Source organism: Vibrio sp. CAU 1672 (assembly GCF_029223195.1).
Lineage (GTDB): Bacteria > Pseudomonadota > Gammaproteobacteria > Enterobacterales > Vibrionaceae > Vibrio.
Window position 1 is genome coordinate 88863 of the sequence record NZ_JARHUF010000016.1, and the last position, 14227, is coordinate 103089.

Sequence of the window (14227 nt, forward strand, 5' to 3'; positions counted from 1 at the left end):
GAGACATTAATGACTGCTATTACAATCAGTGATCAAGAGTATCGTGACTTTAGCCGTTTTCTGGAAGCGCAATGTGGCATTGTGTTAGGTGATAGCAAGCAATATCTGGTACGTAGCCGTTTGAGCCCTTTGGTAACAAAGTTCAAATTGGCCTCACTGTCTGATTTGTTGCGTGATGTGGTTACTGGTCGCAACCGGGAGTTGCGCGTTGCCGCGGTTGATGCCATGACGACCAATGAAACGTTGTGGTTTCGGGATACTTATCCGTTCACGGTATTAGCTGATAAGTTGCTGCCAGAAATGGCGGCAAACAAGCGGCCGCTAAAAATTTGGTCGGCGGCCAGTTCGTCGGGCCAGGAGCCGTACTCGATTGCGATGACTGTTTTGGAAACGCAGCAGCGTAAACCGGGGTTATTGCCAAGTGTGTCAATCACCGCCACCGATATTTCTGCCAGCATGCTGGATATGTGTCGTACCGGTGTTTACGACAATCTTGCATTGGGGCGAGGCCTGTCACCCGAGCGTCGTCGCACCTTCTTTGAAGAGAACGGTGACGGGCGGATGAAGGTCAAGGACAACGTCAAGCGTATGGTGAACTTTCGCCCGCAGAACCTGATGGACAGCTATGCCTTGCTGGGTAAGTTCGATATTATTTTCTGTCGTAATGTGCTGATTTATTTCTCTCCGGAGATGAAATCGAAAGTGCTGAATCAGATGGCCAGCAGCCTCAATCCAGGCGGATACCTGCTGCTGGGGGCTTCGGAATCGTTAACCGGGCTAACTGACCGGTTTGAAATGGTACGCTGTAATCCGGGTATCATTTATAAACTTAAGTAAGTTTCTTTTTTTCTTCTGATGATCCAATTGAAAGAGCCAGCGGTCTGTTACTGCGGGCTCTTTTTTTTATCTGGCCGACGGCTTTTACCTGGCTGTTCAGTTATGCCCGCAGGGTTTTGCTAAGGTTTGATACACAGGGGGAGCTTGAATCCTGAGCGACGGGTCGTTCAGGTGGCATTCTATTATAAGTTTTGGCTTATTTATTGCTAATTATTTACTGCAGATATTATGGCGAGAGAAAGAATGTAAGTCTTCCATGTGTTGGCATACTTATTGCTTTGTAATTGTCTGTAACGGTCAGTTCTTAACGGTAGAGGCAAACATGGCTATCTCTTTTGACAAGGCACTAGGTATTCACCAACACACGGTGGGTGTACGTGAGCGTAATGCTGAGGTGATTTCCACCAACATCGCACAATCGAACACGCCTGGCTACAAAGCAAGAGGTTTAGATTTTGCCAAGGAGTTGCAGGCGGCAACATCGGGGGCAAGTATTGGACTTAGCCGCACCGATGGTCGGCACATTCCTGCCACTACAACGTTGATTGGGGATAAACTGTATCGCTTGCCGACTCAACCCGATACTGGAGATGGCAACACGGTGGATGTGGATTTGGAGCGTAACCTGTTTATGCAAAACCAAATCAGACACCAAGCATCACTGGATTTTTTAGGTAGTAAATTCAAAAACCTAACCAAGGCAATCAAAGGGGAGTAATTTAGATGAGCTTATTTAATGTTTTTAATGTGACTGGGTCTGCGATGAGCGCTGAGTCTGTTCGTCTGAATACGACCTCAAGTAATCTGGCAAACGCAGACAGTGTCAGCAGCTCAGCTAAAGACACGTATAAGGCTCGCCACGCCGTATTTGGTGCCGAGTTAGGTCATGCGATGCGAGGTGGTAACACCGTGCCGGTGAAAGTGCTGGGGATTGTGGAAAGTGATAAACCACTAAATGCGGAATATAACCCTGATCACCCGCTTGCAAATGACGAGGGTTACATTTACAAACCCAACGTTAATGTAATGGAAGAGATGGCCAACATGATTTCTGCTTCTCGTGCATACCAAACCAATGTGCAGGTAGCAGATTCCAGTAAACAAATGCTGCTGCGTACGCTGCAGATGGGTCAATAAGGATAAGGAGGTAGCGTATGGCCGGAATCAACAATGTTGGTCAAAGCGGCTTGTCCTACGTTGACCAGCTTAAAAGTTTGCAAGAGAACAAAAAAGCTGAAGGAACAACCGGTAAGCAGGACCTTAAACAGGAAGACTTCTTATCGTTGTTGACGAAGCAATTGTCTCAGCAAGATCCGTTTAAGCCGGTCAGTAATGACCAGATGATTGCACAAATGGCGTCATTTGCCACCGTAGATGGCATCGGCAAGATGAACTCTCAGTTTGAGAACCTCAACTCATCGATGACATCCAACCAGGCATTACAAGCGTCCTCTCTGGTCGGGCGTGATGTGTTGGTACCAGGCGCTGCAGGTGTGAAACAGGAAGACGGCTCCATGCCAGCCATGGTGAAGCTTTCCCAGGCGCTCGACAACTTGTTTGTCCGGGTGGAAGACGACGCTGGCCAGCTGGTGCGCACCTTTGAGGTCGGTGCGAAACCTGCTGGTGATACCCGTGTCGTGTGGGATGGGAATGATGAAAGCGGTAATCCGTTGCCTGCCGGCAAATACAAGGTCAAAGCGTCGGGCTTGGTAGAGGGGAAATCACAAGAATTCCCGGTATCGACCTACGCCAACGTGAACAGTGTGTTGCTGGGCAAAGGTGATGGAAACGTGTTACTCAATCTGGCGGGCTTTGAGTCACCAGTGCGACTTGCAGAAGTTCTGGAAGTCGGCAAAGCGTAATTTAGCCGGGTCAGATTAGGAGATTTTTGAATGTCATATGTATCTTTAAGCGGTTTGTCCGCCGCTCAACTGGATTTGAATACAACCAGTAACAATATTGCCAACGCCAACACGTACGGCTTTAAAGAGTCCCGTGCTGAGTTTAGCGATGTCTACTCTAACTCTTTGTTTACTAACTCGAAAACTACAGCGGGTGGTGGTGTTCAGGCCAACCAGGTGGCGCAGCAGTTCCACGAAGGTTCAAGTATTTACACCAATAACCCGATGGATTTGCGCGTATCCGGTACCGGTTTTTTTGCGGTGGCGAAAGATCGCTTGATCCCACAGCAGAATGAAATGACACGTAACGGTGCTTTTCACCTCAATAAAGACAACTATATGGTCACCGCCAATGATGAGTTTTTATTGGGTTATCAGGTAAATGAAGATACAGGTGAAGTTCTGTCTTATGAGCCGCAACCGATCAATATCCCGGCAGAGTTTGGTAAGCCTAAGCAAACCGCCAATATTGAAGTCGGCGTGAACTTACCGGCAAACGGTGATTTGAAAGATCCGAACCAGTTCGACTTTTCTGATCCGGAGACTTATAACCGTTCGACGTCTTCGACTATTTATGACTCGATGGGCCAGTCTTACAAGCTAACCACTTATTATGTCAAAGATAAGAACCAGGCAAATACCTGGAACACGTACTACACCGTGACCGATAAAGACGGCGAGAAGCCGCTCAATATCGCGCAGGGTGATGCGACGACTGCCGGTGGGCACGTCGGTCACACCATGAAGTTTAATAATGATGGTACGCTGGCCAGCCTGAATGGTGGCAATCCTATCAATTCGGTTGCATTAGGCGGAACCGTTGGTGAAGGCGGTGAGGTCGCCGCTGAAAACGCCGGACTTAACCTCAACGGTGCCGATCCGCTACAAACTCTGAATTTTGGCTTGGGTTCTGCCACCCAGTTTGCCGCTCCGTTTGAACTGACCAAGTTTGATGAAGATGGTGCAACTACCGGCTTCTTGACCAAAATTGACTTTGATGAAAACGGCAGCGTACTGGGTACTTATTCAAACGGTGAGAACGTGACCCTGGGTCGTGTGGCGCTGGTACGGGTACCGAACGAACAAGGTCTGGATAAAAAAGGCGGCACTCAATGGGATGCCACTCAGTTTTCCGGTGACAAGATCTGGGGTGAATCGAATAAAGGCTCTTTTGGTACGCTTAACAACGGTGTGCTCGAGCAGTCAAACATTGATATGACCCAGGAGCTGGTGGATCTTATTTCAGCTCAACGTAACTTCCAGGCCAACTCACGTTCACTGGAAGTGCATAACCAGTTACAACAAAACATCCTGCAGATCCGTTAATCTGCAGTTATCACAGTGAGCCTGCTGGTCATGCTCCTGTTGATTTCAGTATGACATTCATCTGATGCTTAGCCTGAAAATGCCTCATTTCAGGCTAAGCATGTTTCGCTAAGGTTGCCGCATTTGCCGTTGACCGGCGCCAAGTCTTGCCTCCTGGCCCCATTCTTCGCTTTTTCTCCCCACATCGAACATCCTCTTGTTGTTAAATATTTGATATGTAAAGCTATTTATATTTTGGCATAGTTTTTGCTTTGCTCTGATATACAGAGAATTTTGGAGTGACCTATGGATCGTGCACTGTTTCTGGCAATGAGTGGCGCCAAGCAAAATATGCAAGCGCTGCAGCTGCGGGCCAACAACCTCGCTAACGTGAGTACCACCGGTTTTCGCGCGGATTTAGCTCAGGCGCGTTCGATGCAGGCGTACGGGGAAGGCCACCCTTCGCGTGTATTCAGCATGACTGAGCGTCCGGGGCACAATTTTGCACAGGGTAGCGTGATCACCACCGGCCGTGACTTAGACATCACGGTAGAAGGCCGCGGCTGGATTGCGGTGATGGACAAAACCGGTAAAGAAGGCCTGACCCGCAACGGCAACCTGAAAGTTGACCAGAACGGCATGCTGAGCAATGGCAGTGGCCACCTGATCCTGGGTGAGAATGATGCACCGATCACCTTACCTCTGCCTGTATCCAAAATCGAAATTGGCCGTGATGGCACTATCTCTGTATTACCACAAGGTGCGCCGGCGGAAGCGTTAGAAGTGGTTGACCGTATTAAGCTGGTGGCCACCGAAGACGGTAACCTGTTTAAAGATATTAATGGTTTGTTTCGTCATAAAACGCCCAACCAACCTTACCAAGCGGATGCTGCCGTTACCGTACAAACTGGTGCGATCGAAGGCAGTAACGTCAATGCTGTAGGGGAAATGACGGCGCTTATCGACCTTCAGCGTCAGTTTGAAATGCAGGTCAAAATGATGAGCACCGCTGAAGAAATGGATAAATCTTCAGATTCATTGCTTCGAATGAGTTAACAGAATTAGAGGTTCACTATGCATCCAGCACTTTGGGTAAGTAAAACGGGTTTAGATGCCCAGCAAACCAATATTGCCACCATTTCCAACAACTTGGCGAACGCCTCAACCGTCGGTTATAAGAAAAGCCGCGCGGTGTTTGAAGACTTGTTTTACCAAAATATTAACCAGCCGGGCGGTCAGTCGTCGCAGAATACGGAATTGCCGAGTGGTCTGATGCTCGGAGCGGGTTCTAAGGTTGTCGCGACGCAGAAAGTCCACACCCATGGTAACGCCCAGACCACCACCAACGCGCTGGATATGATGGTTGAAGGTGATGGTTTTTTCCAGGTAACCCTACCGGACGGTAATATTGGCTATACCCGCAATGGTCAGTTCACGCTGAATGGTGAAGGTACCATCGTCACCTCGGGCTCTGGTTATCCGCTTGAGCCGGAGATCGCCATTCCTGAAGAAGCGATTTCAATTACTGTCGGTACTGATGGTGAGGTGTCGGTTCGCGTACGAGGCCAGCAGGATAATGTCGTGGTTGGCCAGCTGACCATCACCGATTTTGTTAACCCGGGAGGCCTCGAGCCGATCGGTCAGAATTTATATTTGCCAACCGGTGCCAGTGGTGATCCGCAAGAAGGCGTGCCAGGGCTGGATGGACTGGGTGAGATCCGCCAGTCGATGTTGGAAGCGTCGAACGTAAACGTAACCGAAGAGCTGGTTAATATGATTGAAGCACAGCGCGTTTACGAGATGAACTCAAAAGTGATTTCATCTGTTGATAAGATGATGAGTTTTGTTAACCAGCAGTTGTAATCTTGTTGGTGGCTGAATAAGGGGCTGAAAATGAAGCGTATTTCTCTGCTTGTTGCGTTGATTGCTACCATGTCGGGCTGTGCAATGTTGGATCCGATTGAAACCGCTGAAGTGACACAGGCTACAACTGTCGTCGATGCGGTCGAGGGTGATAGATCGAAAGAAGAGAGCACCGGCATTGTCGATACCCTGCGAGGCCGGACCGATCCGGTGGCCGGCGATCCGGCGTGGGCGCCGATCCATCCGAAACAAAAGCCGGAGCATTACGCGGCGGCGACGGGCTCATTATTCAGTGTCGAGCATGTGACCGATTTGTACGATGACTCCAAACCCCGTGGAGTGGGTGACATCATCACTGTTACCCTGGATGAAACCACCAGTGCCACGAAAAGCGCCAACGCGGATTTGTCGAAAAGTAACGACTCATCGATGGATCCGCTGTCGGTCGGGGGGCAGGAACTGCAGATCGGCGGCAAATACAACTTTTCTTATGAGTTGAGTAATAGCAATAACTTTACCGGAGATGCATCCGCCAAACAAAGCAACAGCATCAGCGGCTATATCACGGTGGAAGTGATCGAAGTGCTGGCGAACGGTAATCTGGTCATACGTGGTGAAAAGTGGCTGACGCTTAACACTGGGGATGAATATATCCGGCTTAGCGGCACGATCCGTCCGGACGATATTAACTTTGATAATACGATTGCCTCTAACCGTGTCTCTAACGCCAGAATTCAGTACTCGGGCACAGGGGTGCAGCAGGATATGCAAGAGCCGGGCTTTTTGGCACGATTCTTTAATGTAGCTCTGTAAACAGCCATGCTGACGGCATATTGACGGCAAGAGAAAGGTAGAGATGAAAAGAATCGCGTTATTACTGATGAGTGTTATTTTGCTATCACCGGCAGCGCAAGCGGCACGTATAAAGGACGTGGCCCAGGTTGCAGGCGTGCGCAGTAACCAACTGGTCGGTTACGGTTTGGTTTCTGGTTTGCCGGGAACGGGGGAAGCGAACCCGTTTACCGAACAGAGCTTTAACGCCATGCTACAAAACTTTGGCATCCAGTTGCCGCCGGGTACCAAGCCAAAAATCAAAAATGTTGCCGCGGTTATGGTCACGGCAGAACTGCCCGCTTTTTCAAAACCCGGCCAGCAGGTTGACGTAACGGTATCCTCGATTGGCAGCGCTAAAAGCTTACGCGGCGGAACGCTGCTGCAAACCTTCCTAAAAGGTCTGGATGGGCAAGTTTATGCCGTTGCCCAGGGTAACCTTGTTGTCAGCGGTTTTAGCGCCGAAGGGGCCGATGGCTCCAAAATTGTCGGTAATAACCCGACGGTTGGGTTAATTTCCAGTGGCGCCACCGTTGAACGTGAGATCCCCAACCCATTTGGTCGCGGTGACTACATCACGTTTAACCTGATAGAGTCGGATTTTACCACGGCGCAGCGCATGGCTGACGCGGTTAATAACTTCCTTGGGCCACAAATGGCCAGTGCGGTCGATGCCACATCGGTACGTGTTCGCGCGCCGCGCGATATCAGCCAGCGTGTGGCCTTTTTATCTGCGATTGAAAACTTAGAGTTCGAACCTGCCGATGGCGCTGCCAAGATCATTGTCAACTCACGTACCGGAACGATTGTTGTCGGCAAACATGTCCGCCTCAAACCGGCTGCGGTGACCCATGGCGGGATGACGGTATCGATAAAAGAGAACCTCAGTGTCAGTCAGCCGAATGGTTTTTCTGGTGGTCAGACAGTCGTGGTGCCGGATTCGGATATCGAAGTGAATGAAGAGCAGGGCAAGATGTTTAAGTTTGAGCCCGGGCTGACATTAGACGATTTAGTCCGTGCGGTTAATGAGGTCGGTGCGGCCCCTTCCGATCTGATGGCGATTTTGCAGGCTTTAAAACAAGCAGGTGCGATCGAAGGCCAGTTGATCATCATTTAAGGCTCTGGGTGACGAGATGGTAAAGAATCCTAACGATATCGGCTTCATCCATGACATCAGCTCGCTGGATAAGCTAAGGCAAAAAGCCGTTCAGGAAGGTGAGAGCGGTGACCAGGAAGCACTGCGTGCAGCGGCGCGTCAGTTTGAGTCGATTTTTACTTCGATGATGCTCAAGTCAATGCGCGAAGCGAACGAAGGCTTTGAGTCTAATCTGATGAACAGTCAGAATGAAAAATTTTATCGCCAGATGCTTGATGAGCAGATGACCAGTGAATTGAGCGCGTCCGGTTCGTTGGGGCTGGCTGACATGATTGTTGCACAGTTAACGGCAGGCCAGTCGGACGACAGCAGTGAAACTGCGGTGCGCGAGGCGGCAAATAACGCCGCGCAGTACCGACCGGTGGATATCGACAAAGCGCGGGCGACCGAGCAGCGGTTAATCGAGTCAGGTCGGTTGTCACGCGCTAATCCGGCTACTCAGGAGCCGGCGCGTTTTGATTCCCCTCAGTCGTTTGTGCACTCACTGCGTCCTTATGCTGAGCGGGCGGCGAAAGCGCTTGGCGTTGAACCGTCACTGTTAATTGCCCAGGCCGCACTGGAAACCGGCTGGGGACAAAAGGTGGTGAAAAATGCCCATGGCAGCAGTAATAACCTGTTTAATATTAAAGCCGACCGAAGCTGGCAGGGAGAAAAAGTGACCACCCAGACGCTGGAGTTTCATGACGATACCCCGGTTAAAGAAACGGCGGCGTTTCGTGCCTATCCAAGCTTCCAGGACAGCTTCAATGATTACGTACGTTTTCTGAATGATAACCCGCGTTATCATACGGCGCTGAACCAGCAGGGTGACTCTGAATCCTTCATTCGCCAGATCCACCAAGCCGGGTATGCCACCGACCCGGACTATGCAGACAAAGTGCTGCAGGTCAAGAGCAGAATCGAAAACATGTGATTGCCCCATGTCTAAAAGCTTACCAGCCGGTAAGCTTTTTTTTTAGCATTTTTTCTGGCTTATGAGTAACTGGCACAGCTTTTGCTAAATACAGAATAGGTCGATCAGTGATCACTGATTTTTTTCTGTTTTGGGGGCATGTATGGCGTCGGATCTTCTGAATGTAGGTACTCAAAGTGTGCTTACGGCTCAGAGACAACTTAACACCACTGGTCATAACATTTCTAATGTTAATACAGAAGGTTATAGCCGCCAGTCGGTCATACAAGGTACCAACGATCCGCGCCAGTTTGGTGGTTCGACCTACGGCATGGGCGTGCATGTGGAAAATGTTCGCCGCTCTTGGGATCAGTTTGCCGTTAATGAACTCAACTTGTCCGCAACCAACCATGCCAACAAAACCGATAACCAAGATAATCTCGATATGCTGTCAGGCATGCTGAGCTCAGTTGCATCCAAAAAAATCCCGGAAAACCTTAACGAGTGGTTTGATGCGTTGAAAACCATGGCCGATACCCCGAATGACCTCGGTGCACGTAAGGTCGTGCTGGAGAAGGCGAAAATCTTCTCTGATACGTTAAATGACTTCCATGAAACCGTGCGGCTGCAGTCGGATGTAACCAACAAAAAACTGGATATGGGGATCGAGCGGGTTAACCAGCTGGCGCTGGAGATTCGAGATATCCACCGCTTGATGATGCGCACGCCAGGCCCACACAACGACTTGATGGATCAGCATGAAAAACTGGTGACTGAGCTGTCAGAGTACACCAAAGTGACCGTGACCCCGCGTAAAAACGCCGAGGGATTCAACGTACATATCGGTAATGGCCATACCTTGGTTTCTGGTACCGAAGCCAGCCAGTTAAAAATGATCGATGGGTATCCGGATGTGCACCAGCGTCGGTTAGCACTGGTTGAAGGAGATGGCATCAAAGCGATTAAGTCTGATGATATGGATGGAAAAATCGGTGCGATGCTGGAAATGCGCGACAAGCATATCCCCCAACTTCTGGATGAAATGGGCCGGGTTGCAACGGGGTTTTCATATAAAATCAATCAGTTGCAAAAGCAAGGTTTAGATTACAATGGTGAGATTGGGGAAGACATTTTCACCGATGTAAATTCCGAGCATGTGGCAAAATCGCGGGTATTTGCCGCACCGAATTCACAGGCGGATATTGCGGTCAAAATTAATGATATTTCCGCACTGAAGGGCGGTGAGTATTCGCTGCGTTATGATGGCGAGCGTTACATCGTGACGACCCCCAAAGGTGAACAGTTAGAATACAATGTTGACCAGTCGGACTCTGTCATTGAAATTGAACAGGATGGCATGAGAGTCGAGATTGGGACGGGGCTTGAGCCGGGGGAGCGGGTATTGCTGCGTCCGACTCGCAGCGGGGCCGCGATCATCAAGATGGAAACCAACGATGCCAAGGCGATTGCCGCCCAGAGCTACGAGGCATCCACCACCTTTGCCCAGGGGAAAGCTAAGTTCATTATTCATGACGCCGGGGATGTGAAAGAGTTTGAAGCCACGCTGCAGCCCAAAGACGAAGAGCATGAGAAACCGTGGCTGAAGATTACCGACCCCAAAGGTAACGAATTGCCGTTCAAGTACACCTTTCCTAACGGTAAAGACAAACCACCGCACATTGAAATCTCGGTGCCGGAAGGGCATGAGTTGTACATAGAGGGTGAGCCGACGGTGTTTGAGCTGACGGAAGGCGCATTTGTAAACGATAAATTTACCGCCAACCTGCGGCCATCGGAGGGCGGAAACGGTAATTTGCGCAAAATGCAGCAACTGCAGACCAACAAAATGATGGATGGCAAGGCGAGTACTCTAATCGATGTTTACCACAACCTGAATACCGAAGTCGGGCTGAAGTCCTCGACTGCTAATCGACTGGCATCTGTTGCCCGGCTGGAGCATGAAGCGGCACAAGAGCGTGTTGCGTCTATTTCAGGGGTGAACCTGGACGAAGAAGCGGCCAACATGATGAAGTTTCAGCAAGCGTACATGGCCTCCTCGCGCATTATGCAAGCGGCAAATGAGACGTTTAATTCCATTTTACAACTGCGATAAGGAGGCGAAGTAAGTGTTAACTCGGATATCTAGTTTCCATAATTATCAGTCAGTACAAAATGACTTGCGCCGTCAGGAGAACAAGGTTCATCACAACCACGCCCAGCTTGCCTCTGGTAAGAAGTTGCTTAAACCAAGTGATGATCCTCTCGCGTCACATTACATCCAGAATATTAGCCAGCAGCAGGAACAGCTCAAGCAGTATCTGAGCTCGATCGTGTTGGTGCGTAACCGCTTGGAAAATCATGAAGTTAACATCGCCAGTGCGGAGAGCTTTGCCGATGAGTCAAAACGCCTGACGATGGAAATGATCAACGGTTCTTTTTCCGCAGAAGACAGGCAAGCGAAAAAGCGTGAGCTGGAAGAGATCGCCAATAACTTCCTCAACTTGGCTAATACTCAAGATGAGTCCGGCAACTACGTCTTTGCCGGCACCAAACCGAAGAACCAGCCGTTTTATCGTGATCATGACGGCAGCGTCCAGTATGCGGGCGATGATTATCAACGCAAGATGAAGGTCTCAAGTATGCTTGAGATGGCGATGAACGATCCGGGCAGTAAATTGTTTATGGCGATCCCGAATCCATACGGTGATTATCAACCCAACTATACGTTACAAAACGGCTCTGAGTTGCTACTGAGTAAAGCGACCAACGCCAATAGCCAGGACGAGTCGGCATACCGCGTGACCTTTGTCGATATGAGTAATGGCAAATTTGCTTACCAGCTGGAAAAAAACGGCAAGGTTGTCGATGCCGATGAGTTTTCCCCGGAAAAAGGCATTGAGTATCAAGGCTTGAAAATTCACGTTAAAGGGCAAATTACCCCCGGAGACAGCATTGAACTGGATAAGCGCGGTTCATTTAGTATTTTTGACACCTTCAAGCAAGCCATGTCCTTGTCGGACCGATCAGTATCTGATACATCGGCCACGGCCAAATTGCATCAGATGACGGAAGAATTCCACGCGGCTTTTATTCACCTCAACAAAGCGCGCACCGACGTTGGTGCCCGGTTGAGCACGCTGGATATCCAGGAGCAAAATCATCAAGACTTTGATTTGTCGCTGGCTAAGGCAAAAAGCAATTTTGAGGATTTAGATTATTCTAAGGCGGTGATTGAGTTTTCAGAGAACACCCGAGCCTTGCAAGCGTCACAGCAAGCATTTGGCAAAACCAAAGATTTGACATTGTTTAATTATCTTTAATCTGTTTACCGCTGGCTTTGTGCTGATACACCTTGTGCCTTATGTGCTACGCCTTAAGTGCCGCGTGTATCACTCGACAAAGATGGCTAGTGCGGCAGGTTTTTACCGAAAGCGGCAAACTTTAATGTGGCAAAACAGCGGCAGTGAATGACACTGCCATTGCCGGAGTACTGCGTAGGAAGTGTACAATTTCAACCCGGCTTTAGGTATTACGTAACTATATGTTTAAAAGGACATTTTGTTATAGGCTGAATGAATTATTAAAGTTGGCACGCATATTGTATTAAAGTGATTATAAAGGGCTTACAAGATTCTAAACCCTGCCTCAGGGCGGCTTTAGCAAGTAATTTTACGGTCAGTGCTTATCCAAATGAGAGTAAAGCTGGCCGCTTCGCAAAAGCTTGCGAACTCAATAGGAGAGCATAATGGCTGTAACAGTAAGTACGAACGTATCTGCGATGACCGCGCAGCGTTACTTAAACAAAGCGACCAGCGAGCTGAATACCTCGATGGAGCGTTTATCATCCGGTCATAAAATTAACAGTGCCAAAGATGATGCGGCGGGCCTGCAGATTTCTAACCGACTGACTGCGCAGTCTCGTGGCCTGGACGTCGCGATGCGTAATGCCAATGATGGTATCTCGATTGCGCAAACCGCAGAAGGTGCGATGAACGAAGCAACATCGATCATGCAGCGTATGCGTGATCTGGCGCTTCAATCTGCCAATGGTACCAACTCACCAGCGGAGCGTGAGGCAATCAATGAAGAGTCGACAGCACTGACGGATGAGCTCAACCGTATTGCTGAAACGACCTCATTTGGTGGTCGCCGACTGTTGAACGGCTCATTTGGTGATGCGGCATTCCAAATTGGTGCCAGCTCAGGTGAAGCCATGGTAATGGCATTAACCAGTATCCGTGCCGATGATGAACGTATGGGCGGGGTGACCTTCTTTTCGGAAAATGCTAAAGATAAAGATTGGGGGGTTGATCCGAACTACTCCAAGTTGCATATCACCTTACCGGGCATGGGAGAAGATGAAGAGGGTAATGTTGATGACCTCGTCATCGATATCCAGGCTAAAGCAGGTGACGACATTGAAGAGTTGGCCACTTACATTAATGGCCAGTCTGACATGATTAATGCATCGGTCAGTGAAGACGGCAAGTTACAAATCTTCGTTGCCCATCCTAATGTTCAAGGTGATATTTCGATTTCTGGCGGTCTGGCATCGGATCTGGGCCTGAGTGATGAAGCGGTAAGAACATCGGTTCAGGATATTGATATGACAACGGTTCAGGGCTCACAGAATGCGGTTGGCGTCCTGGATGCGGCACTGAAGTACGTTGATTCACAACGTGCGGATTTAGGTGCGAAACAGAACCGTCTGAGCCACAGTATTAATAACCTGGCCAATATCCAGGAAAACGTTGATGCGTCGAACAGCCGCATTAAAGATACCGATTTTGCGAAAGAAACCACGCAAATGACGAAAGCACAAATTTTGCAGCAGGCAGGGACTTCAATTCTTGCTCAAGCGAAACAGTTGCCAAACTCTGCAATGTCGCTATTGCAGTAGTAAAGCTAACCTGCCGAACGCTTCTCCAGACGTGGAGAGTGTGGCAGGTTTATGGCAAGCAACTTAACAATAGAATGAGCGGCTCTCTCATCTCTCACCTGCCAATCATTTTCAATGTAAAGTTGCACCCGGTGTGCCGGAAATGTGTTCATTTCTCTTGATCTCCACATTGGCTCTGGCTACCACTCTAGCCCCGGTTCTCTCAAAGGAAAAGGGGCTTTTCCTTTCTCTGCACTAAGAATTTTTTCCCTTATTCCTGGCCTTGCAGTTATGTCTGTCATGCGCACTTTTAGTAAAAGTAACCATCTCGGCTGGCTTTCTCCAAACTTGAGCGTTTTTTGCAATTTTAGGCCAAAAAACCAAACCAGCTCTCGCTCGATCATTTTTTCCATTTTTTTCCTAAAGGTTCTGACATTGGTGTCGTTAATAAAAGTAACTTTGAGAGAACTACTTGGTTTTCCGAGACGTCGGAAACCGCACCATCGGAAAATCAATTGGAGAAATCACCATGGCAGTAAATGTAAACACCAACGTATCAGCGA

At 49.1% G+C, this 14227-nt stretch carries 14 protein-coding genes; 13 read left to right on the top strand and 1 reads right to left on the bottom strand.

Going from position 1 to position 14227, the window contains the following annotated elements:
• Positions 1 to 9 precede the first annotated feature (9 nt).
• From P2G85_RS14860 to P2G85_RS14920, 13 genes are all read left to right on the top strand, one after another.
• A complete protein-coding gene (locus P2G85_RS14860) occupies positions 10 to 837 on the top strand; it encodes a protein-glutamate O-methyltransferase (RefSeq protein ID WP_275864846.1) in 828 nt (275 codons plus the stop codon).
• Between the two features lie 322 nt (positions 838 to 1159).
• Complete coding sequence (gene flgB, locus P2G85_RS14865) at positions 1160 to 1555, top strand: flagellar basal body rod protein FlgB (RefSeq protein ID WP_275864847.1); 396 nt, start codon at positions 1160 to 1162, stop codon at positions 1553 to 1555.
• A gap of 5 nt (positions 1556 to 1560) precedes the next feature.
• On the top strand, positions 1561 to 1974 hold the full coding sequence (flgC, locus tag P2G85_RS14870; protein ID WP_275864848.1) for a flagellar basal body rod protein FlgC: 414 nt from the start codon (positions 1561 to 1563) through the stop codon (positions 1972 to 1974).
• A gap of 17 nt (positions 1975 to 1991) precedes the next feature.
• Positions 1992 to 2699, top strand: a complete 708-nt coding sequence (gene flgD / locus P2G85_RS14875; protein WP_275864849.1) for a flagellar hook assembly protein FlgD — start codon at positions 1992 to 1994, stop codon at positions 2697 to 2699.
• Between the two features lie 30 nt (positions 2700 to 2729).
• The gene (gene flgE, locus P2G85_RS14880) at positions 2730 to 4064 is read left to right on the top strand and encodes a flagellar hook protein FlgE (RefSeq protein ID WP_275864850.1); all 1335 of its coding nucleotides are present in this window, start codon (positions 2730 to 2732) and stop codon (positions 4062 to 4064) included.
• 285 nt (positions 4065 to 4349) lie between these two features.
• Positions 4350 to 5099 (top strand): flagellar basal body rod protein FlgF, encoded by a 750-nt coding sequence (locus tag P2G85_RS14885; RefSeq protein ID WP_275864851.1) that lies wholly within the window; start codon positions 4350 to 4352, stop codon positions 5097 to 5099.
• Positions 5100 to 5117: 18 nt separating this feature from the next.
• Positions 5118 to 5906, top strand: coding sequence for a flagellar basal-body rod protein FlgG (gene flgG / locus P2G85_RS14890; RefSeq protein ID WP_275864852.1), 789 nt, complete (start codon positions 5118 to 5120; stop codon positions 5904 to 5906).
• A 30-nt stretch (positions 5907 to 5936) separates the two neighbouring features.
• Positions 5937 to 6719, top strand: a complete 783-nt coding sequence (gene flgH / locus P2G85_RS14895) for a flagellar basal body L-ring protein FlgH (protein ID WP_275864853.1) — start codon at positions 5937 to 5939, stop codon at positions 6717 to 6719.
• 43 nt (positions 6720 to 6762) lie between these two features.
• Positions 6763 to 7854 carry a flagellar basal body P-ring protein FlgI gene (locus P2G85_RS14900; protein WP_275864854.1) on the top strand — a complete coding sequence of 364 codons (1092 nt, stop codon included), beginning with the start codon at positions 6763 to 6765 and terminating at the stop codon, positions 7852 to 7854.
• Positions 7855 to 7870: 16 nt separating this feature from the next.
• On the top strand, positions 7871 to 8806 hold the full coding sequence (flgJ, locus tag P2G85_RS14905; protein WP_275864855.1) for a flagellar assembly peptidoglycan hydrolase FlgJ: 936 nt from the start codon (positions 7871 to 7873) through the stop codon (positions 8804 to 8806).
• Between the two features lie 142 nt (positions 8807 to 8948).
• The gene (flgK, locus tag P2G85_RS14910; protein WP_275864856.1) at positions 8949 to 10898 is read left to right on the top strand and encodes a flagellar hook-associated protein FlgK; all 1950 of its coding nucleotides are present in this window, start codon (positions 8949 to 8951) and stop codon (positions 10896 to 10898) included.
• A 13-nt stretch (positions 10899 to 10911) separates the two neighbouring features.
• Complete coding sequence (gene flgL, locus P2G85_RS14915) at positions 10912 to 12105, top strand: flagellar hook-associated protein FlgL (protein WP_275864857.1); 1194 nt, start codon at positions 10912 to 10914, stop codon at positions 12103 to 12105.
• Positions 12106 to 12530: 425 nt separating this feature from the next.
• A complete protein-coding gene (locus P2G85_RS14920) occupies positions 12531 to 13685 on the top strand; it encodes a flagellin (protein WP_275864858.1) in 1155 nt (384 codons plus the stop codon).
• A 179-nt stretch (positions 13686 to 13864) separates the two neighbouring features.
• Here the strand turns inward: P2G85_RS14920 and P2G85_RS14925 are convergent, their stop codons facing one another.
• A complete protein-coding gene (locus P2G85_RS14925) occupies positions 13865 to 14077 on the bottom strand; it encodes a hypothetical protein (RefSeq protein ID WP_275864859.1) in 213 nt (70 codons plus the stop codon).
• Positions 14078 to 14227 lie beyond the last annotated feature (150 nt).